The sequence below is a fragment of the Streptomyces sp. SID9727 genome (assembly GCF_010550605.1).
Taxonomy (GTDB): Bacteria; Actinomycetota; Actinomycetes; order Streptomycetales; family Streptomycetaceae; genus Streptomyces.
On record NZ_JAAGNI010000295.1, the window covers coordinates 14,752 to 34,959 of the forward strand.

The 20,208-nt window shown below is 72.0% G+C and carries 17 protein-coding genes; 8 read left to right on the forward strand and 9 right to left on the reverse strand.

Annotation, left to right across the window (positions count from 1 at the left end):
• Positions 1–24: 24 nt before the first annotated feature.
• Positions 25–843, forward strand: coding sequence for an SAM-dependent methyltransferase (locus G3I41_RS19085; RefSeq protein WP_164401429.1), 819 nt, complete (start codon positions 25–27; stop codon positions 841–843).
• Positions 840–3,014 (forward strand): EAL domain-containing protein, encoded by a 2,175-nt coding sequence (locus G3I41_RS19090; protein ID WP_164401430.1) that lies wholly within the window; start codon positions 840–842, stop codon positions 3,012–3,014. The genes G3I41_RS19085 and G3I41_RS19090 overlap by 4 nt, the downstream gene beginning before the upstream one ends.
• 21 nt (positions 3,015–3,035) lie before the next feature.
• On the opposite strand, the gene G3I41_RS19095 is transcribed toward G3I41_RS19090, so the two are convergent.
• The gene (locus G3I41_RS19095; protein ID WP_164401431.1) at positions 3,036–3,938 is read right to left on the reverse strand and encodes a LysR substrate-binding domain-containing protein; all 903 of its coding nucleotides are present in this window, start codon (positions 3,936–3,938) and stop codon (positions 3,036–3,038) included.
• Positions 3,939–4,033: 95 nt separating this feature from the next.
• On the opposite strand from G3I41_RS19095, the gene G3I41_RS19100 reads away from it, so the two are divergent.
• The 3 genes from G3I41_RS19100 to G3I41_RS19110 are packed head-to-tail and all read left to right on the forward strand — an operon-like array spanning position 4,034 to position 7,435.
• Positions 4,034–4,741 (forward strand): succinate dehydrogenase, encoded by a 708-nt coding sequence (locus G3I41_RS19100; RefSeq protein WP_164401432.1) that lies wholly within the window; start codon positions 4,034–4,036, stop codon positions 4,739–4,741.
• 1 nt (position 4,742) lies between these two features.
• Entirely contained in the window at positions 4,743–6,692 is a 1,950-nt protein-coding gene (locus tag G3I41_RS19105) for a fumarate reductase/succinate dehydrogenase flavoprotein subunit (RefSeq protein ID WP_164401433.1), read from the forward strand.
• On the forward strand, positions 6,689–7,435 hold the full coding sequence (locus G3I41_RS19110; protein WP_164401434.1) for a succinate dehydrogenase/fumarate reductase iron-sulfur subunit: 747 nt from the start codon (positions 6,689–6,691) through the stop codon (positions 7,433–7,435). Before G3I41_RS19105 ends, G3I41_RS19110 begins: the two co-directional genes overlap by 4 nt.
• A gap of 54 nt (positions 7,436–7,489) precedes the next feature.
• Here the strand turns inward: G3I41_RS19110 and G3I41_RS19115 are convergent, their stop codons facing one another.
• Both G3I41_RS19115 and G3I41_RS19120 read right to left on the reverse strand, forming a co-directional pair.
• The gene (locus tag G3I41_RS19115; RefSeq protein WP_239081710.1) at positions 7,490–9,259 is read right to left on the reverse strand and encodes a glycosyl hydrolase family 18 protein; all 1,770 of its coding nucleotides are present in this window, start codon (positions 9,257–9,259) and stop codon (positions 7,490–7,492) included.
• 248 nt (positions 9,260–9,507) lie between these two features.
• Positions 9,508–11,931: an excinuclease ABC subunit UvrA gene (locus tag G3I41_RS19120; protein WP_164401435.1), complete on the reverse strand. Its 2,424-nt coding sequence runs from the start codon at positions 11,929–11,931 to the stop codon at positions 9,508–9,510.
• A gap of 90 nt (positions 11,932–12,021) precedes the next feature.
• Between G3I41_RS19120 and G3I41_RS19125 the strand changes: the two genes are divergently transcribed.
• Complete coding sequence (locus tag G3I41_RS19125; protein ID WP_164401436.1) at positions 12,022–12,507, forward strand: hypothetical protein; 486 nt, start codon at positions 12,022–12,024, stop codon at positions 12,505–12,507.
• A gap of 36 nt (positions 12,508–12,543) precedes the next feature.
• On the opposite strand, the gene G3I41_RS19130 is transcribed toward G3I41_RS19125, so the two are convergent.
• Positions 12,544–12,759, reverse strand: a complete 216-nt coding sequence (locus G3I41_RS19130; RefSeq protein WP_164401437.1) for a dodecin — start codon at positions 12,757–12,759, stop codon at positions 12,544–12,546.
• Positions 12,760–12,960: 201 nt separating this feature from the next.
• Between G3I41_RS19130 and G3I41_RS19135 the strand changes: the two genes are divergently transcribed.
• Positions 12,961–14,217, forward strand: coding sequence for an extracellular solute-binding protein (locus tag G3I41_RS19135; protein ID WP_164401438.1), 1,257 nt, complete (start codon positions 12,961–12,963; stop codon positions 14,215–14,217).
• 51 nt (positions 14,218–14,268) lie between these two features.
• Here G3I41_RS19135 and egtD read toward each other — a convergent pair whose 3' ends face one another.
• From egtD to egtA, 4 genes are read right to left on the reverse strand one after another with little or no spacing between them, the layout of a single operon-like run.
• Positions 14,269–15,231 carry an L-histidine N(alpha)-methyltransferase gene (gene egtD, locus G3I41_RS19140; RefSeq protein WP_164401439.1) on the reverse strand — a complete coding sequence of 321 codons (963 nt, stop codon included), beginning with the start codon at positions 15,229–15,231 and terminating at the stop codon, positions 14,269–14,271.
• Complete coding sequence (egtC, locus tag G3I41_RS19145) at positions 15,228–15,983, reverse strand: ergothioneine biosynthesis protein EgtC (protein ID WP_164401440.1); 756 nt, start codon at positions 15,981–15,983, stop codon at positions 15,228–15,230. The genes egtD and egtC overlap by 4 nt, the downstream gene beginning before the upstream one ends.
• Positions 15,983–17,317, reverse strand: coding sequence for an ergothioneine biosynthesis protein EgtB (gene egtB / locus G3I41_RS19150; RefSeq protein ID WP_164401441.1), 1,335 nt, complete (start codon positions 17,315–17,317; stop codon positions 15,983–15,985). The genes egtC and egtB overlap by 1 nt, the downstream gene beginning before the upstream one ends.
• Positions 17,314–18,633: an ergothioneine biosynthesis glutamate--cysteine ligase EgtA gene (gene egtA / locus G3I41_RS19155; protein ID WP_164401442.1), complete on the reverse strand. Its 1,320-nt coding sequence runs from the start codon at positions 18,631–18,633 to the stop codon at positions 17,314–17,316. The genes egtB and egtA overlap by 4 nt, the downstream gene beginning before the upstream one ends.
• A 147-nt stretch (positions 18,634–18,780) precedes the next feature.
• Between egtA and G3I41_RS19160 the strand changes: the two genes are divergently transcribed.
• The gene (locus tag G3I41_RS19160) at positions 18,781–19,620 is read left to right on the forward strand and encodes a TIGR02452 family protein (RefSeq protein ID WP_164401443.1); all 840 of its coding nucleotides are present in this window, start codon (positions 18,781–18,783) and stop codon (positions 19,618–19,620) included.
• Positions 19,621–19,680: 60 nt separating this feature from the next.
• Here the strand turns inward: G3I41_RS19160 and G3I41_RS19165 are convergent, their stop codons facing one another.
• Positions 19,681–20,148, reverse strand: coding sequence for a type II toxin-antitoxin system PemK/MazF family toxin (locus G3I41_RS19165; RefSeq protein ID WP_164401444.1), 468 nt, complete (start codon positions 20,146–20,148; stop codon positions 19,681–19,683).
• Between the last annotated feature and the right edge of the window lie 60 nt (positions 20,149–20,208).

The following is a 20,208-nucleotide window of genomic DNA, read 5'->3' on the forward strand; positions in this document are numbered from 1 at the left end:
CGTGGCGACTTGTTGGAGACATCGATGGAGCGTCCCGCCTGGGCACCGCAAGGCATTGACATTTCGGTGCCGAGCGTGTCCCGAATGTATGACTTCTATCTGGGCGGCTCGCACAATTTCGAGGTGGACCGGGAAGCAGCCCGGAAGGCCATGGAGTTCATGCCGGGGCTTCCCAAGGTCATGCAGGCGAACCGGGCCTTTATGCGCCGAGCGGTGCGCTACGCGCTGAGCGAGGGGGTCGGCCAGTTCCTCGACATCGGCTCCGGGATACCCACCTTCGGCAATGTGCACGAGGTCGCCCAGGCGATCGACCCCACCGCGAAGGTCGCCTATGTCGACCACGACCCGGTCGCCGTGGCGCACAGCCAGGCCGTCCTCGAAGGCAACGCCGGCGCCACGATCGCCGCGGCCGACCTGCGCCGCCCCCAGGAGATCCGGGACAGCCCCGAGGTGAGCAAACTCCTGGACTTCGACCGCCCGGTGGCGCTGCTGCTCGTGGCCGTCCTCCACTTCATCGAGGACTCCGACGACCCGCAGAGCGCCGTCGCCGCCCTCCGCGACATGCTCGCTCCCGGCAGCCTCCTGATCGTCACCCACGCCGCATACGAGGGCATTCCGCTGAGCCGTGAGGAGGCCGGCGGCGCGGTCGGCGTGTACCGGAACATCCGCAACCCCCTGATCATGCGCACGCGCGACGAGGTCGCCCGCTTCTTCGACGGCTACGAGCTGGTCGAGCCCGGCCTCGTCGCGATGCCGGAATGGCGCCCCGAGAACGCCGCGGCCCCCGAGAACGAGGACCCATACGCCTTCTCGGGCATCGCGGGAGTGGGACGCAAGGCGTGAGCATTCCCGCCCAGTCGTCCGGCGCCCCGGAGGCGGCGCCCGACGGCCCCGAGGACCGGCTCCGGAGATTCGCCACCATCTGGAGCCGGGCCATCTTCCCGTCGACGGCCACCTCCCTGACCCGGACCGAATTCGAGCAGCACCTGCTGCCGCTGGCCCGTACGCTCAGCGAGACCCTGCACGCCCGCCCGTTCGACGCGGCCGCGGCGACCGGGGTGGGCGGTGCGCTCGTCGCCGCCCACTGCACCGACCCGGACGCGCTGAGCTCCACACTCGGCGTCGTCGACTCGTACCTGGTGCTCTACTGCGGCAGCAACGGACCGGTGGCCCTGACCACCGAGGACAGCAGGTCCCGCTGCGCCCGCATCCAGCACGCGGTGGCCGCCGGCTTCACGCAGGCCCTGCGCGAGCGGACACTGGCCGAGCAGGAGGCCATCGCGCGCTCGGCGCTCACCGCCCGCTCCCACGCCGAACAGGCCCTGCACGCCACCGAGGCACGGTTCCGCGCCGTCTTCAAGGACGCGGCCATCGGCATCGGGATCGCCGACCTCGACGGCAATGTGCTGGAGGTCAACGACACCCTCACCCGGATGTTCGGCGGCCTGGAGAACCACGTCCTGAGCCACCGCGTCAACGAGTGGGTCCACCCCGAGGACTCCCCGCAGGTCTGGAAGTACTACAACGAGCTGGTACGCGGCGAGCGCGAGCACTACCGGGTCGAGAAGCCGTACTACCGCAACGACGGCACCGTCCTGTGGACCAACCTGACGGTGTCGCTGCTGCGCGACGCCGAGGGGCGGCCCGAATACCAGCTGGCGCTGCTGGAGGACACCACCGAGCGCCGCCTGCTCAACCTCCGCCTCCGCTACGAGGCCACCCACGACGCGCTCACCGGCCTGCCCAACCGGACGCTGTTCTTCGAGCGCCTGGAGAAAGCGCTCTCAGCCGGCGACGACAGCCGCTTCGGCCTCTGCTACCTGGACCTGGACGGCTTCAAGGCGATCAACGACAGCCTCGGCCACGCGGCGGGCGACCGGCTGCTCGTGGAGGTCGCGGACCGCCTCCAGAGCTGCGCGACCGCCTCCGGCGAGATGGTCGCCCGGCTCGGCGGTGACGAGTTCGTGGCGCTCACGACGAGCTTCGACAGCCCCGCCGAGGTGGACGAACTCGCCTGCCGCATCCTCGGCGTCCTCGGCACGCCCATCCGGATCGACGGGCGCGAGCTGACGGTGCGCGGCTCGATCGGCGTCGTCGAGGGCCCCGCCGGGGAACGCAGCGCCGCCGAGGTGCTGCGCAGCGCCGACATCACCATGTACCGGGCCAAGTCCGCGGGCGGCAACCGCTTCGAGCTGGCCGACGCCGAGGCGGACGCCCGGGCCATCACCCGGCACGGCCTCACCACGGCACTGCCGGCCGCGCTGGAACGCGGTGAGTTCTTCATCGAGTACCAGCCGCTGGTGCACCTCGGCGACGGCACGGTGCACGGCGCGGAGGCCCTGGTGCGCTGGTGCCATCCGCAGCACGGGGTGCTGGGGCCCGACCGGTTCATCACGCTGGCCGAGCACACCGGGCTCATCGTGCCGCTCGGCCGCTGGGTCCTGGAGGAATCGGTCCGGCAGGCCAACTTCTGGCAGGAGCGGCACACCGACGGCGGCCCGCTGCGGATCAACGTCAACCTCTCACCGGCCCAGCTGCACCATCCGCAGCTCGTCGCGGAGACCGTCGAGGTCCTGGAGCGCTCCGGGCTCGAAGCGGGCGCGCTCTGCCTGGAGGTCACCGAGTCGGCGCTGATCGGGGCGGACGAGGACGTGCTGAAGCCGCTGCGCCAGCTCGCCGAGATGGGCGTCGACATCGCGCTGGACGACTTCGGCACCGGTTACTCCAACCTCGCGAACCTGCGCAGGCTGCCGGTGAGCGTGCTGAAGCTGGACCGGTCCTTCACCCAGGGCATGCAGCACCATCCGGCGGACCCGGTCGACCTGAAGATCGTGGAGGGGATCGTGTCGCTCGCGCACAGCCTCGACCTGGCGGTCACCGTGGAGGGCGTGGAGACGGCCGCTCAGGCGGAGCAGCTGCGGCAGCTGGGCTGCGACACGGCCCAGGGCTGGTACTACGCCCGCCCCGGCGCCCCGGACCGCATTCACTCGCTGGTGCTGGCCGACGCGGTGTGAGCCGGGCGGGCACGGCGTCCCTCACCCGGGCGCCGTGTCCGCCCGTCCCGCGAGCAGGACCCGCTGGAGCTCGCGGGCCGCGCGCGGCGGGGCAACGTCGCTGCGATGCGCCAGCGCGATGGTGCGGCGCAGCCCGGGCCGGGCCAGCGGGGTGGTCCGCAGGTCGGCACCGGACCGGGCCGCGACCATGGCCGGGACGACCGCGATGCCCAGGCCCGCGCGGACGAAGCCGAGCACCGCGTCCATCTCGCCGCCCTCCACCGTGAACGACGGCTCGAACCCCTCGGCCCGGCAGGCGGCCACCGTCAGCTCGCGCAGGTCGTAGCCGTGCCGGAACATCACCAGCGGCTCGCCCTCCAGGTCCGCGATCCGGACCCGCCCGCCCCGGCCCGGCCGGGGGCGCTGCGCCGACGAGACGACCACCAGGTCCTCCCGGAGCAGCTCGACCGTGGTCAGCGCCGGTGACGCGGCCGGCAACGGCAGGACCACCAGGGCCAGATCGAGCGCCCCGCGCGCCAGCTCCCGTACGAGATCGTGCGAGCCGCCCTCCTCCAGCAGCAGCTGGATGCCCGGGTGCAGGTCGTGGAAGGCGCGCAGCACCTCCGGCAGCAGGCCCGTGCACACGCTGGGCGTCGCCCCCAGCCTCACCCGGCCCCGGCGCAGCTGGGCGAGCTCCTGCACCTCGTGGCGCGCCGTGTCGGCGTCGGCCAGGATGCGCCGGGCCAGCGGGAGCAGCGCCTCGCCCGCGTCCGTCAGGGTGATGTTGCCGCGTGCCCGGCTGAACAGCTCGGCGCCCAGCTCGTTCTCCAGGGCCCGGATCTGCTGGGAGAGCGAGGGCTGCGAGACATGCACCTCCTCGGCGGCGCGGGTGAAGTGCCGGGCCTCGGCGACGGCCACGAAATAGGTGAGCTGCTGGAACTGCATCACCCCACGCTACCCCGCATCATAGACAGAGGCTATGGAGATCAGCTGTTCCATGACTTGGACTGATCGGACCCCCCGGCCCTAGCGTCGTGTCCATGGCATTGGCAACCCGGACGGACCGACGGCCGTCCATGACGCGTACGCTCTGGGGCTCGACCGTCGGCAAGAAGGCGATCATGGCCGTCAGCGGTCTGGTCATGCTCCTCTACCTGGTCGTCCACATGGTCGGAAACCTGAAGATCTTCTTCGGGGCCGGCGAGTTCAACGGCTACGCGCACTGGCTGCGCGTGATGGGCGAGCCGTTCCTGCACCACGAGTGGGCGCTGTGGATCGTGCGCGTGGTGCTCGTCGCCGCCGTGGTGCTGCACGCGGTCTCCGCGTACCAGCTCAGCAGGCGCGACCTGCGGGCCCGGCCCAACGGGTACGTGCACAAGCGGCCGCGCGCGAGCTACGCCACCCGCACCATGCGCTACGGCGGGGTCATCCTCGGGCTGTTCATCGTCTGGCACATCCTGGACCTGACGACCGGCACCGTGCACTCCGGCGGATTCCAGTCCGGCCACCCGTACCAGAACGTCATCGACACCTTCTCCACCTGGTACGGCGATGTCATCTACATCGTCGCGATGCTCGCCCTGGGGCTCCACGTCCAGCACGGGTTCTGGAGCGCCGCGCAGACCCTCGGCGCCGGCCGCGCGAGCCGCGACCGCGTCCTGAAGACCCTCGCCAACGTCCTCGCGCTGGTGCTGACGGTGGGCTTCATCTCCGTACCCGTCGCCGTCATGACCGGAGTCGTGAGCTGACATGAACGACTACACGCACTACACGACCGGCGAACCCGTCGCCGACACCAAGGCTCCCGCCGGCCCCGTCGCGGAGCGCTGGGACACCCGCCGCTTCGAGGCCAGGCTGGTCAACCCCGCGAACCGGCGCAAGCACACCGTCATCGTCGTCGGCACCGGCCTGGCCGGCGGCTCGGCCGGCGCGACCCTGGCCGAACAGGGCTACCACGTCGTCCAGTTCTGCTTCCAGGACTCGCCCCGCCGCGCCCACTCCGTCGCCGCGCAGGGCGGCATCAACGCCGCCAAGAACTACCGCAACGACGGCGACTCGGTGCACCGCCTCTTCTACGACACGGTCAAGGGCGGCGACTTCCGCTCCCGCGAGTCCAACGTGCACCGGCTCGCCCAGATCTCCGTCGAGATCATCGACCAGTGCGTCGCGCAGGGCGTCCCCTTCGCCCGCGAGTACGGCGGTCTCCTCGACAACCGCTCCTTCGGCGGCGTGCAGGTCTCCCGCACCTTCTACGCGCGCGGCCAGACCGGACAGCAGCTGCTCCTCGGCGCCTACCAGGCGCTGTCCCGGCAGATCGCCGCGGGCAACGTCGAGCTGCACCCCCGTACCGAGATGCTCGACCTGATCGTCGTCGACGGCCGGGCGCGCGGCATCGTCGCCCGCGACCTCGTCACCGGGAGGACCGACACCTACTTCGCCGACGCCGTGGTCCTGGCCAGCGGCGGCTACGGGAACGTCTTCTACCTGTCGACCAACGCGATGAACTCCAACGCCACCGCCATCTGGCGGGCCCATCGGCGCGGCGCCCACTTCGCCAACCCCTGCTTCACCCAGATCCACCCCACCTGCATCCCGCGCACCGGTGACCACCAGTCCAAGCTGACGCTGATGAGCGAGTCGCTGCGCAACGACGGCCGCATCTGGGTCCCGAAGGCCAAGGGCGACACCCGTCCCGCCAACGAGATCCCCGAGGACGAGCGCGACTACTACCTGGAGCGCCAGTACCCCTCCTTCGGCAACCTGGTGCCCCGCGACATCGCCTCCCGCGCCGCGAAGAACGTCTGCGACGAGGGACGCGGCGTCGGCCCCGGCGGCCAGGGCGTCTACCTGGACTTCGCCGAGGCCATCGCGCGGATGGGCCGGGCCAAGGTCGAGGAGAAGTACGGCAACCTCTTCGACATGTACGCCCGGATCACCGCCGAGGACCCGTACGTGACGCCGATGCGGATCTATCCGGCCGTGCACTACACGATGGGCGGCCTCTGGGTCGACTACGACCTCCAGACCACGATCCCCGGCCTCTTCGCGATCGGCGAGGCCAACTTCTCCGACCACGGCGCCAACCGCCTCGGTGCCTCCGCGCTGATGCAGGGGCTCGCCGACGGCTACTTCGTCCTGCCGTCCACCATCAACGACTACCTCGCCCGCAACCCGCACCACGACGACATCGACGCCTCGCACCCCGCCGTCGAAGAGGTGGTCGCCGAGACCGAGGACCGGCTCAACCTGCTGCTGGCCGTCGACGGCGACCGCACCCCCGACTCCTTCCACCGCGAGATCGGCGAACTCATGTGGGAGTACTGCGGGATGGCCCGTAACGAAGAGGGGCTGCGCACCGCGCTCGCCCGGATCCCGCTGATCCGCGAGGAGTTCTGGCGCCGCATCAAGGTGCCCGGCACCGGCGACGAGCTCAACCAGTCGCTGGAGAAGGCCAATCGCATCGTCGACTACCTGGAGCTCGCCGAGCTCATGTGCCTCGACGCCCTGCACCGCGCCGAGTCCTGCGGCGGCCACTTCCGCGAGGAGTCCCAGACCCCGGACGGCGAGGCCGCCCGGCGCGACGATGAGTTCTCCTACGGCGCCGCCTGGGAGTTCACCGCCACCGGCGAGGCCCCGGTCCTGCACAAGGAAGACCTCGTCTTCGAGTACGTCCACCCCACTCAGCGGAGCTACGCATGAAGCTCACCCTGCGCGTCTGGCGCCAGAAGAACGCCGACGCCCCCGGCGCCATGTCCACGTACGAGGTGGACGGCATCTCGCGGGACATGTCGTTCCTGGAGATGCTCGACACCCTCAACGAGGAGCTCATCCTCGCCGGTGACGACCCCGTCGCCTTCGACCACGACTGCCGCGAGGGCATCTGCGGCGCGTGCAGCCTCGTCATCAACGGCGACGCCCATGGGCCGGAGCGCACCACCACCTGCCAGCTCCACATGCGCGCCTTCCAGGACGGCGACACGATCGACGTCGAACCCTGGCGCGCCTCGGCCTTCCCGGTCGTCAAGGACCTGGTCGTGGACCGCTCGGCCTTCGACCGGATCATCCAGGCCGGCGGCTACATCTCCGCACCGACCGGTACGGCACCGGACGCGCACGCCACGCCGGTGCCGAAGCCGGACGCCGACTTCGCCTTCGAGCACGCCGAGTGCATCGGCTGCGGCGCCTGTGTCGCGGCCTGCCCGAACGGTTCGGCGATGCTCTTCACCTCGGCGAAGGTCAACCACCTCAACGTGCTCCCGCAGGGCGCCCCCGAGCGGGAGACCCGGGTGCTCGACATGGTGGAGCAGATGGACAGCGAGGGATTCGGCGGCTGCACGCTCACCGGCGAGTGCGCCACCGCCTGCCCCAAGGGCATCCCGCTGCCGTCGATCTCGGCGATGAACAAGGAGTGGCTGCGGGCGACCCGCAAGGCCCGCCGCTGAGCCGCCGCACCGCCGAGGGCCCCGGAGGCCGCCCGTCTCCGGGGCCCCGCGCGGTCAGGACTTGGTCACGGAGAGGTCGTCCCCGTACACCGTGCCCTGGCCGTACCAGCCGTGCAGGTAGACCGTGACCGAGCCGCTGGAACCGGTGGTGAAGGTCACCGACTGCTTGGTGTAGCCGCTCGACAGGCCCCAGGTGCTCGCCGTCGCGCCGCCCCGGACCCCGAGGTAGGCGTAGTTCCCCTGGACGTAACCCTGAAGGGTGTACGTGGTGTTGGGGGAGAGGGTGAGCGTCTGGGCGCACTCGCCGGTCTGCGACGAGGTGGCCGCGACGGACAGCGCGTGCGCGCCGCCGTGCACCGGCGAGGAGACGACCGTGCCACCGGACTCGCAGGTCCAGGGGCCCAGCGCGCCGGTCTCGAAGTCACCGTTGACCAGCGCCCCCGTGCCACCGCCGGCACCGGGCACCGTCAGGGTGAACGAGGCCGAGTGGCTGAGGGTGCCGGAGGTGCCGGTCACAGTGACGGTGTACGTGCCGGGGGCCGCCGACGCCGAGGCACTGAGCGTCAGCGTGGCGGAGCCGCCCGCCGTCACCGAGGTCGGGCTGAGCGCGGCGGTCACCCCGGCCGGGGTGCCGCTGGTGGTCAGCGCGACCGTCTTGGCGGCGCCCGAGGTCACCGCGGTCTTCACGGTGGCGGTCGTCGACTTGCCCGGCTCGACCGTGGCCGAGGAGGGGGTCACGGCCACCGAGTAGTCGTCGGTCACCGGTCCGCTGCCGCCGCTGGTGAACGGGGCGAAGGTGTGGGTGAAGTACCAGGTGTCCTGCGCGATGCCGGAGCAGGTGTCGCTCCCGCCGGTGCCGGGGCAGCCGCCGTTGTCGCGCTGGAGCGCCCAGAACGACAGGGTGTTGACGCCCTTGGAGACGGCCCAGTCGTACACCACGGGCGCGTTGGCCGTGGTGAAGGTCTCGGCCGGTCCGTAGTCGTCGATGCCGGGCATCTCGATGATGCCGGTCATGCCCCACAGCTGGGCGTCGGTCTTCGACGGGTACAGCGAGGCCAGCTGGCCCTTCAGCCCGGTGATGGACGTCTGGGTGTCCTTGGCCATGTCGTGCGCGGCGCCGTCGTAGTAGTCGAACGTCATGAGGTTGACGACGTCGACCTTGGTGCCGTTGGACACCGCGTTCTCCAGCACCGCGAGCCCGGACTCGGCGAGCCCGTGCGTGGTGGTGGGCAGGGTGTACGAGATCTGGAGCGGGCGCCCACTGGCGGCGGCCCAGTCCTGGACCTTCTTGAGCGCCTTGTTGCGGCGGTCGATGCCGGCGCTGTTGGTCAGCGAGTTGTCCTCGATGTCCATGTCGAGGCGGGATACGTCGTAGGTCGTGATGACCTTCTCGTACGCGGCGGCGATCGAGTCCACGCTGGTGCAGCTGTCGGCGATCTCGGTGCCGGTGTTGTCCGCGGTGTAGCCGCCGAACGACGGGATCACGTCACCGCCGCGCGACCGCATGGTGGCGAAGTCGGCGCCGAACTCGGACTGGGCGATCGGCATGCCCGAATCGCCGTTCCAGTACGGGGTGCAGGAGCCGCGGGACGCCGTCTGGATGAAGGCCATGGTCAGGTACTTGGCACCGGACGCCTGGGCGAGCGCGGCCGGGCTGTCGCCGTTCCACGCCTCGAAGTACGGGGCGAAGACGTGCGCGGGCATGGGGGTGGCGGCGGTGGTGGCGGCCTGCGCGCCGGCACCTGATCCGAGGACCAGGCCTGCGGACGCGACGGCGGTGGCCAAGGCGCTCAGGACGGCGCCGACAGTTCTTGGACGTCTCATGGGGAATCTCCCAGCGGGGTGGGACGACGGGCGGACGCACGACTCGGCCGCGCCCGGTGAGGGGCGCGGCCCGTTCCTGTGATTCCCGGCCGGGGGTCACATGCCGCACGGCCGTGTACGACCGTGTGGCATGCCCATGATTGGTATGGACCAGATAACTGTCAACATTCTTTACTGTTTCATTTCCCTTCCCCTGTGCCGGCCATCAACCGGCCTGCCCTTCAGAGGAGTTGGAGCCGGTCGAGCGGTCAGGCAAGTCCCAGGGCCGCCCGCAGGTACCCCGCCGTGCGGCTCCCGGGCGCCCGTGCCACCTCCACCGGAGGCCCCTCGGCCACGATCCGGCCGCCCCGGTCACCGCCGCCCGGACCGAGGTCGACCACCCAGTCCGCCCCCGCGACCACGGCCATGTCGTGCTCCACGACCACCACCGTGGAACCCGCGTCCACCAGCCCGTGCAACTGGCGCGTCAGCACGTCGACATCGGCCGGATGCAGCCCCGTCGTCGGTTCGTCCAGCAGGTACAGCGTGTGTCCCCGGCGCGTCCGCTGGAGCTCCGCCGCCAGCTTGATCCGCTGCGCCTCGCCGCCGGACAGCTCCGTCGCGGGCTGCCCGAGCCGCAGATAGCCGAGCCCCACGTCCAGTAGCGTCCCCAGGCTGCGCTCGGCGGCCGGGGTCTCCGCGAAGAACCCGGCCGCCGACTCCACGGTCAGGTCCAGCACCTGGGCGATGTTCAGCCCGCGCAGCGTGACATCCAGCGTCTCCGGGTTGTACCGCGCGCCGTGACAGTCCGGGCAGGGCGCGTACGTGCTCGGCAGGAACAGCAGCTCCACCGAGACGAACCCCTCGCCCTGGCACGTCTCGCACCGCCCGCCGGTCACGTTGAACGAGAACCGCCCGGCCCGGTACCCCCGCTCCCGCGCCAGGGGCGTGGCCGCGAACAGCTTGCGCACCACGTCGAACAGGCCGGTGTACGTCGCCAGGTTGGAGCGCGGCGTACGCCCGATGGGCCGCTGGTCCACCTGTACCAGCCGGTCCACCGCGTCCAGCCCCTCGGCGCGGGCGTATCCGGCCGCCACCTCCTCCCGCTCGCCGGAGTCCGGCCCGGCGCCGCTCCGGTCCGCCAGGGCACCCGCCAGCACCTGCCCCACCAGCGTCGACTTGCCGGAACCGGAGACCCCGGTCACCGCCGTGAACACGCCCAGCGGGAACGCCGCGTCCACCCCCCGCACGTTGTGCCGCTCCACCCCGTGCAGCCGCAGCCATCCCGAGGGCGCGCGGACCTCGCGCGGCGGGGGCGGCTCCTCCGGGAACAGGAAGCGGCGGGTGGCCGACTCCGCGACCCCGGCGAGCCCGGCGGGCGGCCCGCTGTGCAGGACCCGGCCGCCGTGCTCACCCGCCAGCGGCCCGACGTCGACGAGCCAGTCCGCCTGCCGCACCACGTCCATCTGGTGCTCCACCACGAAGACCGTGTTCCCGGCCTCCTTCAGCCGCCCCAGCACCGCGAGCAGCGCCTCGGTGTCCGCCGGGTGCAGACCGGCGGACGGCTCGTCCAGGACGTACACCACACCGAAGAGCCCCGCGCGCAGCTGGGTCGCCAGGCGCAGCCGCTGGAGTTCGCCGGAGGAGAGCGTCGGCGCCGTGCGATCCAGGCTCAGGTAGCCGAGGCCCAGTTCGGTGACGGTCCCGATGCGGGCGAGCAGGTCCGCCGTCAGCACCCGGGCGGTTCCGTCGCCACCCGCCGCCGCGAGCACGCCGGCGAGCTCGGTGAGCGCCAGGCCCGCGAGCTCCGCGATGGTGCGCCCCGCGAACGTGACGGCCATGGCCTCCGGCCGCAGCCTGCTGCCCCCGCAGACCGGACAGGGCTCGCTGGCCAGGAAGCGCTCGGCCTTCGCCCGCAGGGTGGCGCTCTTCGAATCGGCGAACGTGTGCATGACGTACCGTCGCGCGCTCGTGTACGTGCCCTGGTATGGCCGCTGGATGCGCCCCGCCTCGCGCACCGGATGGACGGTCACCACCGGCTGCTCGTCGGTGAACAGGATCCACTCCCGGTCGGCCGGAGCCAGTTCCCGCCACGGCCGGTCCACGTCGTAGCCGAGGGCGTCCAGCACATCGCGCAGGTTCTTGCCCTGCCAGGCCCCCGGCCAGGCGGCGATCGCCCCCTCCCGGATCGACAGCTCCGGGTCCGGGACCAGCAGTTCCTCGCTGGTGCGGTGGACCCGGCCGAGGCCGTGGCAGCGGGGGCACGCCCCGGCGGCGGTGTTCGGCGAGAACGCGTCCGAGTCCAGCCGCTCGGCCCCCTCCGGATAGTCCCCGGCCCGCGAGAACAGCATCCGCAGCGAGTTGGACAGCGTCGTCACCGTGCCCACGGACGACCGGGCGCCCGGCGCCGATCTGCGCTGCTCCAGCGAGACGGCCGGCGGCAGCCCGGTGACCTCGCCGACGGCGGGCGCGCCGACCTGATGGATCAGCCGCCGGGCGTAGGGGGCCACGGACTCGAAGTAGCGCCGCTGGGCTTCCGCGTAGATCGTGCCGAAGGCCAGCGAGGACTTGCCCGAGCCGGAGACGCCGGTGAAGACGGTGAGAGTGTCGCGGGGGATGTCGACGTCGGCGTTCCGCAGGTTGTGCTCGCGGGCGCCTCGGACCCTGACGTACGGATCGTGGGGCGAGGTCATGGGGGAGGTGTCTCCGTACTCGGTGCGGGTCGGCCGGCCGGTGGCCGCGCCGGTTCGCCGGATGGTGCCGCCGCTTGGTTTGCTGGCCGCATGAGAAACGACGTCCGGCCGGTGGCCGTGTTCGATCTTGACGGTACGCTCGCCGACACCGCGCACCGCCAGCACCATCTGGAGGGCCGCCGGAACTGGTCCGCCTTCTTCGCCGCCGCCGTGGACGACCCGCCGCTGGACGAGGGCGTACGGCTCGCGCTGAGCAGCGCCGAGGAGTGCGAGATCGTCTACCTCACCGGGCGGCCGGAGCGGTGCCGCAAGGACACCGTGGCCTGGCTGGCCCGTCAGGGGCTGCCCGAGGGGCGGCTGCACATGCGGCGCAACGACGACCGCCGGCCGGCGCGCCGGACCAAGCTGGAGATCCTGGAGCGGCTCGGCCGCGACCGTACGGTGCGCATGCTCGTGGACGACGACGAGCTCGTCTGCGACGCCGCCGAGCTGGCCGGATTCACCGTCGTGCGCGCCCGCTGGACCCCGGCCTCGCCCGCGCTGAAGGACGCGCAGGAGCGAGACGGGCGCACCTGAACCGGTCGCCCCCGCGCGGGGTGTCGGGCCGGCGCGTCACTTCGGGTCGTCGAGCCGGAAGCCCACTTTCAGGCCGACCTGATAGTGCGCGATTCGGCCATCTTCGATCTGCCCGCGCACCTGGGTGATCTCGAACCAGTCGAGATTGTGCAACGTTTCCGAGGCTCTTGCGACACCGTTGCGAATCGCCTCGTCCACGCCCTCATGGGAGGTTCCTACGATTTCGGTGACACGATACGTGTGATTTGACACGGTTTGTCTCCTCTCGTCCTTACCAAGGTGCCCTACCTCGGCCCGGTTCGCGAGAGGTCGCGGACACCCCGCATGTCCGGAACGGCGCTTGACCAAAGTATTGGTCCATACCAAAATCCAGCCACGCCCGTGCGAGCGCAGCCCGCAGTCCCCCACACCGGGTCCGCAAATTTCGTCCTGCCGTTCCGCAGAAGGTGAACCGTGAAAAACCGCATGCTCGTCGGAGCTGTCGCCCTTATTTCCACTGCTGCGCTGGGTGGCTGCGGCGTGATCCCCGGAACTGGCGGCTCCGGTGACGAGAAGGTCACGATCTGGCTGATGAAGGACAGCGTCACCGCCGACTTCCTGGACCGTTTCAAGAAGTCGTACGAGGACGAGCACTCCTCGGTCGAACTGGAGTTCAAGATTCAGGAATGGGGCGGCATCGGCCCGAAGGTCCTGGAGGCGCTCGCGGGCAAGGACACCCCCGACGTCATCGAGGTCGGCAACACCCAGGTCGCCCAGTACGCCGACAGCGGCAACCTGCGCGACCTCACCCTCGAATCCATGCGTGACCTGGGCCGGGAGGACTGGCTGCCCGGCCTCGCCGAGCCGGGGAGCATCGGCGGCGTCCAGTACGGCATCCCCTGGTACGCGGCCAACCGCGTGGTGATCTACAACAGGGACATCTTCGAGGACGCGGGCATCAAGAACCCGCCGAAGACGCGCGCGCAGTGGATCACCGACACCCAGAAACTGAACCGCGACGGAATCCAGGGCATGTACCTGCCGGGCCAGAACTGGTACGTCCTCGCCGGGTTCATCTGGGACGAGGGCGGGCAACTCGCCAGTAACGACGAAGGCGACTGGGAGGGCACTCTCGACACGCCCGCCGCGCTCAAGGGCATGCGGTTCTATTCTCAACTCCAGGCGCTGGGCGACGGACCCAAGGACGCCGACGAGGAAAAGCCCCCGCAGGCCGATGTGTTCGCCGAGGGGAATGTCGCCCAGATCATCTCCACCCCCAGCACGGCCACCCTGATCGAGAAGAAGAACCCGGAACTCAAGGGAAAGCTGGGCTACTTCCCGATTCCCGGCAAGTCCGCCAAGGCACCCGGTTCCGTGTTCACCGGCGGCTCCGACCTGATCGTGCCGCGGAAGTCCGACCAGCGCGCCGCCGCCTACGAGGTCATCAAGGCGCTGGCCGGGGCCAAGTGGCAGGAGGACCTGGCCAAGACGATGAGCTACGTGCCCAACAAGCCCTCCCTCGCCCATGTCATCGAGGGCGAGGAGAGCACCGCCGCGATGGCCGAGGGCGCGGCGCAGGGTCACGCCACACCCAACTCCCCGCAGTGGGCCGCGGTCGAGGCCGACAACCCGATCAAGTCGTACATGACGGCGGTCCTCCAGGGCGGCGACCCGGCGACCGAGGCGAAGACCGCCTCCGAGAAGATCACCGCGGTGCTCGCCGGCAGCTGACCTCCGGGCGGGTACGGGGCCGGACAACCGCCGGCCCCGTACCCGTACCCGTCAGTCCACCGTGGACAGGGACAGTGCGAACCTGCCCTCGCCGTCGGTCCACCAGTGCGCCAGGCGGAGCCCCGCCCCGGCCAGCTCACCGCGCACCCCGTCCTCGCGGAACTTCGCGGACACCTCGGTGCGCAACTCCTCACCCGCCTCGAAGGGCACCACCAGATCCAGTTCCGGAATCTTCACCGTCAGGGACCGGCGGGCCCGCAGTCGCATCTCGATCCACTCCTCCTGAGGATTCCACCGCGCCACGTGCGCGAAATCCTCCGGTGCGAAGTCCGCGCCCAGCTCCCGGTCGACGACCGACAGCACGTTGCGGTTGAACGCCGCCGTCACCCCCGCCGCGTCTTCGTACGCCGCGACCAGCACCTTCTCGTCCTTCACGAGATCCGTGCCGAGCAGCAGCGTGTCCCCGGGCGCCAGCAGAGCGCGTACCGACTTCAGGAACACCGACCTCTCACCCGGCAGGAGGTTGCCGAGGGTGCCGCCCAGGAACGCCACCAGCCGCGGTCCGGGTGTGTCCGGCAACGACAGCCCGGCGGTGAAGTCGGCGATCAGCGCGTGCACGGACAGCCGCGGCCGCTCCTTCAGCAGGACGTCCGCCGCGCCGCGCAGCGCGCTCTCACTGACGTCGACCGGCACGTAACTGTGCAGATCCGTCAGCGCGTCCAGCAGGTACCGGGTCTTCTCCGACGAGCCGGAGCCCAGCTCGACCAGGGTGCGGGCGCCGGAGGCCGCGGCGATCTCGCCCGCCCGGTCGATCAGGATCTCCCGCTCGGCGCGCGTCGGGTAGTACTCGGGCAGACGGGTGATCTCCTCGAACAGTTCGCTGCCCCGGGCGTCGTAGAACCACTTGGGCGGCAGTGTCTTCGGGCGCCGGGACAGGCCGTGCAGGACATCGGCGCGCAGCGCCGCGTCCGTCGCGTCCTCGGGCAGGGTGCGGGTCAGCAGGAAGGGACTCACGTGCGGGGCTCCTTCAGCGGGGTCAGCAGGACGTCGCCGGCGGTCGCGGTCAGCAGGGTGCGGTCGGGTACCTCGTGCCAGCGGGGGTCGTCGTCGTACGGCTCCGAGGCGACGACCGTGCGCAGGCCGGGCTCGGTGAGATGCCACAGGGTGTCGCCCCAGGCGGTCGCCACGATGGTGCGGCCGTCGGTGAGCAGCAGATTGAGCCGGGAGCCCGGCGCCGCCTCCGCCACCTCGGGCACCGTGTCCGCCACGGCCTGCGCGAGCGGGTCGCCCGTCGCGAGCCGGTGCCGCACCAGGGCCCACACCAGGGCGGAGTCGCTGCGCGCCGCGAGCCGCAGCAGCTCGGCCGGGGGCAGGGTGGCCGCCACGGACGCCATCGAGCGGGGCCAGCCCAGCACCGCGCCGTTGTGGCTGAACAGCACCTGGTCCGACGCGAACGGAGCCGCGGCCGCCTCGCCGTCCGGATCGGCGCCGGTCGCGTCCCGGACCGCGGCGAGCAGGGCATGGCTGCGGACCACCCGGACCAGGTCGGCGAAGGTCTGGTCGCCCCAGACGGGGCCCTGGCGCCGGTAGCGGCCCGGGACCGGGTCGCCCTCCGCGTACCAGCCGACCCCGAAACCGTCGGCGTTGACCGTGCCGTGGCGCTGGCGGCGGGGCTCCCAGGACTGCCGCACCAGGGAGTGCGCCGGGCGCGACAGCACCTCGCCCAGGGCGACCGGGGGCCCCAGGTAGGCGATGTGCCGGCACATCAGAGGTCCCTCGCGGTACGGAACCCGGCGAAGATCTGCCGCCGGACCGGCAGGTCCCAGTTGCGGAACGTGCCCCGGCAGGCCACCGCGTCCACGGCGAACGAGCCACCCCGCAGCACCTTGTGCTCCGGACCGAAGAACACCTCCGAGTACTCGCGGTACGGGAACGGCGCGAACCCCGGGTACGGCAGGAAGTCGCTCGCCGTCCACTCCCACACGTCACCGATCAGCTGGCCCGCCCCGCACGGAGCCCGCCCGGCCGGGTACGCCCCGGCGGGCGCGGGCCGCAGATGGCGCTGTCCCAGATTGGCCCGCTCCGGCGTCGGGTCCTCGTCGCCCCACGGATAGCGGCGCGAGCGCCCCGAGACGGGATCGTGGCGCGCCGCCTTCTCCCACTCCGCCTCGGTCGGCAGCCTGCGGCCCGCCCAGCGCGCGTACGCGTCGGCCTCGTACCAGCTGACGTGGACCACCGGCTCGTCGTCGGGCACCGGCTCGGTCACCCCGAAGCGCCGCCGCAGCCACTGCCCGCCCTCCCGGCGCCAGAACAGCGGGGCGCCCAGCTCGTGCTCCCGGACCATGGCCCAGCCCTCGGGCGTCCACCAGCGCCGCTCGCCGTAACCGCCGTCCTCGATGAACGCCCGGTACGCGCCGCACGTGACCGGAGCCGTGTCGATGACGAACCCGGGGACGTCCCGCCGGTGCGCGGGGCGTTCGTTGTCCAGCGCCCACGGCTCGGCCGACGTTCCCATGGTGAACGGGCCGCCGGGCACCAGGACCTCCGCGGGCAGCGCCGGGGCGCCGATCGCCGGGCGTGGCGGCTCCGGGGCCGTCAGGGCGGCCGGCCCGGACCGCAGCTGATGGGTGATCAGCATCGTCTCGTCGTGCTGCTGCTCGTGCTGCGCGATCATCCCGAAGGCGAAACCGGACCTGACCAGCGCGGGCCCGTCACCGAGCGGGGCGGACTCCAGTACGTCCAGTGCCCTGCCGCGCACCTCGGAGGCGTACGAGCGCGCCTCCTCGGGCGCCAGCAGCGGCAACGAGGGCCGGGTGGCGCGCGGATGCTCGAAGGCGTCGTACAGCCCGTCGATCTCCGGGCGCATCGCCTCCCGTCCGGCCACACCGCGCAGCAGCCACAGCTCCTCCTGGTTGCCGATGTGCGCCAGGTCCCAGACCAGCGGCGACATCAGCGGCGAGTGCTGGGCGGTCAGTTCGCGGTCGTCGACGCTGTCGGTGAGGAGCGCGGTGCGCCTGCGGGCGGTGAGCAGCGCGGCCAGCGCGTGCCCGCGCAGCGCCTCGGCGTCCCCGGCGTGCGGGGGCGCGGGGGATTCGGTCATGACAGGGTCCCCTTCGGATGGGCCGGGCGGCGCGCCCCGCCCGTGGTGAGCAGGTCCCGCAGGTCGTCGGCCGGGCATCTGCCCCGGGCGACGAAGCGGTCGTGGAAGCCGGCGACCGCGTCCCGCACCGCGACGCTCGCGCCCAGCCGGGGCAGCGCCTCCAGGGCGAGCCGGAAGCAGGTGTCCGCCGCCTGGCGCAGCTCCGGGTCGGCCAGGCCGTCGCGGGCGGCCGCGGTCCACAGCGGATTGCGCGGAGCGGCACCCGCACCGGCCGTCTCGGCGAGCGGCTTCACGGTCCGGTACACCGTCTCCGCGGCCTCCGGGTCGTCGAACAGGGCGGTCGTGACCGCGAGGGGCACGATCCAGCCGTCGTCGCCGGACTGCGCGTCGATCATGCGCAGCTCCAGGTGACCGCGCGGCCGGGCCGGTGGGAACAGCGTGGTGACGTGGTAGTCGAGGTCGCTCCGGTCCGGGCGGCGCCCGGTCGCCCCGGACCGGATCCAGTCGCGGAAGGTGAGCCCGTCCGGCACGTGCCACGGCCCCTCGCCCCGTACGCACAGCACGGATGTGTCCAGGACGTGCGCGGCCCAGGCGTCCCGGGGCGGCAGCAGCCCGTCCGGGGCCAGCGTCCGCTTCGGGTCCAGGCCGGCCCACAGCGCCTGGCGGGCGGACCGCCACGGCGTCGGCGCGCCCTCCCGGAACGGCGAGTTGGCGAAGGCCGCCACGAGGACGGCGCCCAGCAGATGGGCGAGCTGCCAGCGCCGCGCGTAGCCGAGCGGACCGGGTTCCTCCTCCCCGGAGTCCAGGCAGACCTGGACCGAGGCGGTGGTGCACATCATGGCGCGGCCGGCCGGGCCCCACCGGTCGAAGGCCGTCTCCATGGCCTCGTACCGGGGCTCGCGCAGGACGCGGCGCGGTGTCTGCCAGGGATCGACCCCCAGGCCCGCCGGAGCCAGGCCCAGTCCGCCGAGGGCGGCGCGTACGGCGGTGAGATCGGCGGCGGTGTCCTCGACACACGCCATCAGGGAAGGGGCGGGGCGCGAGCTGAGTTCCAGCTGGCCGCCGGGTTCGAAGGTGAGCGCCGCGCTCAAGGGCAGCGCCCGGACGGCCGTCGCGGCCGCCTCCAGCAGGTGGCGCGGGACGGTGCGACGCGGTTGGTCACGGTCGTGCAGGAGCCATTCCAGCTCGACCCCCACCGTGCGCGGCGGTCCCGTCTTGAAACAGATGCCGCGCAGTAAATCCTCCGCCTCGCCCTCACCGAGGGGCGGGGCCTGACCAGGTGGCGGACCATGGCCGCCGGGTGTCTCGGATGACATGCCGGGCCTCCTTGTTCCGGTGCGTCCGTCCTACCCAAACCGCTGCTGAGGCATCGCACAAGAGCGCCTTCTCCGCCGGATATTCGCTTGCGTGTCCGGGTGGAGAACGCCGATCATGCCCCGTATGCACCATAAGGGGGAGGGTCGATGAGCGCCCGGCTGCGCGGGATCGCGCGCGAAACCGAGGCCATCGTCCGGGCGGGTTCCTACCGCGCCGGCAACGGGCGCGAGATCAGCATCGGGAAGGACGTGGCGGCCGCCCTCGCGGGTACGCGGCTGTACGGCCCCGAGCCGGTGCCGGCGGCCCCCGGCCGGGACCGGACCCCGGTCATCGAGGTCACCGGCGAGAGCAGCCTCCAGGCCGCCGCCCGGATGGCCCGCGAACGGCCCGGCGAGGTCGCCGTCCTGAACTACGCCTCCGCCCGCAACCCCGGCGGCGGGTATCTCAACGGCGCCCAGGCCCAGGAAGAGGCTCTGTGCCGGGGCTCCGCGCTGTACGCCACGCTGCTGCGGGCGCCCGGCTTCTACGCCCACCACCGCTCCGATCGCAGCGCGTTCTACACCGACCGGGTCATCCACTCACCCGGTGTGCCGGTCTTCCGCGACGACCGGGGCCGGTTGCTCGACGCCCCGTACACGGCCGGATTCCTCACTTCCCCGGCCCCCAACGCCGGGGTCGTCCGCGCCCGCACCCCGGAGGACGCCCCTCGCGTTCCGGCCGCGCTCGCCGCCCGGGCCGAACGGGTACTGGAAGTCGCGACGGTGTGCGGCTACCGCAGGCTGGTCCTGGGCGCCTGGGGCTGCGGCGTGTTCCGCAACGACCCGGCGCAGGTGGCGGGCGCCTTCCGCGCGCTGCTCACCGGAGGGGGCCGCTTCGCGGGCCACTTCGAGCAGGTCGTCTTCGGCATCCTCGGCCGCGACGACGACTCGCCCACCCGGGTGGCGTTCGATCGTGTGTTCGCCGACCGGGTGCGACCCTCACCCTGAAGCCGAGGGTGAGGGCCGCGTATGCCGGACGGGGCGGGCGAGGGGCACGCCAGGACGCCCTCACGTCCAGCCGTAGCGCTCCCTCAGCCGCCCGGCGACCAGGTCGAACCTGGCCCGGTCCAGGGCGCACGCCTCGCGCCGCATCCCGTCCTCGTGCACCCGCAGCACCCGGTCCAGATCCACCCAGGACTGACGCCCCGAGCTGTCCCAGGGGCCCGCGCCCAGCGCCACCCACTCCCGGTCCATGTCGTGCTGCTTGCTGGACAGCTGCACGGCCAGCAGCGTGCCCGCCGCCTCCCGCGCCACGACCAGGACCGGCCGGTCCTTCCCGCGTCCGTCGTTCTCCTCGAACGGCACCCAGGTCCAGACGATCTCGCCGGGGTCGGGGGCGCCGTCCCGGTCGGGGGCGTACGAGGTGCGGACCGGGCCCACATCGCGTGGATCGGCCTCGGCGGTCGCCGCGGAACCGGTCCGGCCGGGGAAGACGCCCGGATCGTCGTAACTGTCGCTGCGGTGCTGGATCGTCATCGCAACACCCTAGGCGGTCCGCCCGTACAGCCTGCGCGCCGGTGCGTCACAACGGTCTGG

Bases quoted from the DNA above. Each gene is read 5' to 3' on its own strand.
- G3I41_RS19085 (WP_164401429.1), top strand. From the start codon at position 25: ATGGAGCGTCCCGCCTGGGCACCGCAAGGCATTGACATTTCGGTGCCG.
- G3I41_RS19095 (WP_164401431.1), bottom strand. From the start codon at position 3,938: ATGCAGTTCCAGCAGCTCACCTATTTCGTGGCCGTCGCCGAGGCCCGG.
- G3I41_RS19100 (WP_164401432.1), top strand. From the start codon at position 4,034: ATGGCATTGGCAACCCGGACGGACCGACGGCCGTCCATGACGCGTACG.
- G3I41_RS19105 (WP_164401433.1), top strand. From the start codon at position 4,743: ATGAACGACTACACGCACTACACGACCGGCGAACCCGTCGCCGACACC.
- G3I41_RS19110 (WP_164401434.1), top strand. From the start codon at position 6,689: ATGAAGCTCACCCTGCGCGTCTGGCGCCAGAAGAACGCCGACGCCCCC.
- G3I41_RS19115 (WP_239081710.1), bottom strand. From the start codon at position 9,259: ATGAGACGTCCAAGAACTGTCGGCGCCGTCCTGAGCGCCTTGGCCACC.
- G3I41_RS19120 (WP_164401435.1), bottom strand. From the start codon at position 11,931: ATGACCTCGCCCCACGATCCGTACGTCAGGGTCCGAGGCGCCCGCGAG.
- G3I41_RS19125 (WP_164401436.1), top strand. From the start codon at position 12,022: ATGAGAAACGACGTCCGGCCGGTGGCCGTGTTCGATCTTGACGGTACG.
- egtC (WP_164401440.1), bottom strand. From the start codon at position 15,983: ATGTGCCGGCACATCGCCTACCTGGGGCCCCCGGTCGCCCTGGGCGAG.
- egtB (WP_164401441.1), bottom strand. From the start codon at position 17,317: ATGACCGAATCCCCCGCGCCCCCGCACGCCGGGGACGCCGAGGCGCTG.
- egtA (WP_164401442.1), bottom strand. From the start codon at position 18,633: ATGTCATCCGAGACACCCGGCGGCCATGGTCCGCCACCTGGTCAGGCC.
- G3I41_RS19160 (WP_164401443.1), top strand. From the start codon at position 18,781: ATGAGCGCCCGGCTGCGCGGGATCGCGCGCGAAACCGAGGCCATCGTC.
- G3I41_RS19165 (WP_164401444.1), bottom strand. From the start codon at position 20,148: ATGACGATCCAGCACCGCAGCGACAGTTACGACGATCCGGGCGTCTTC.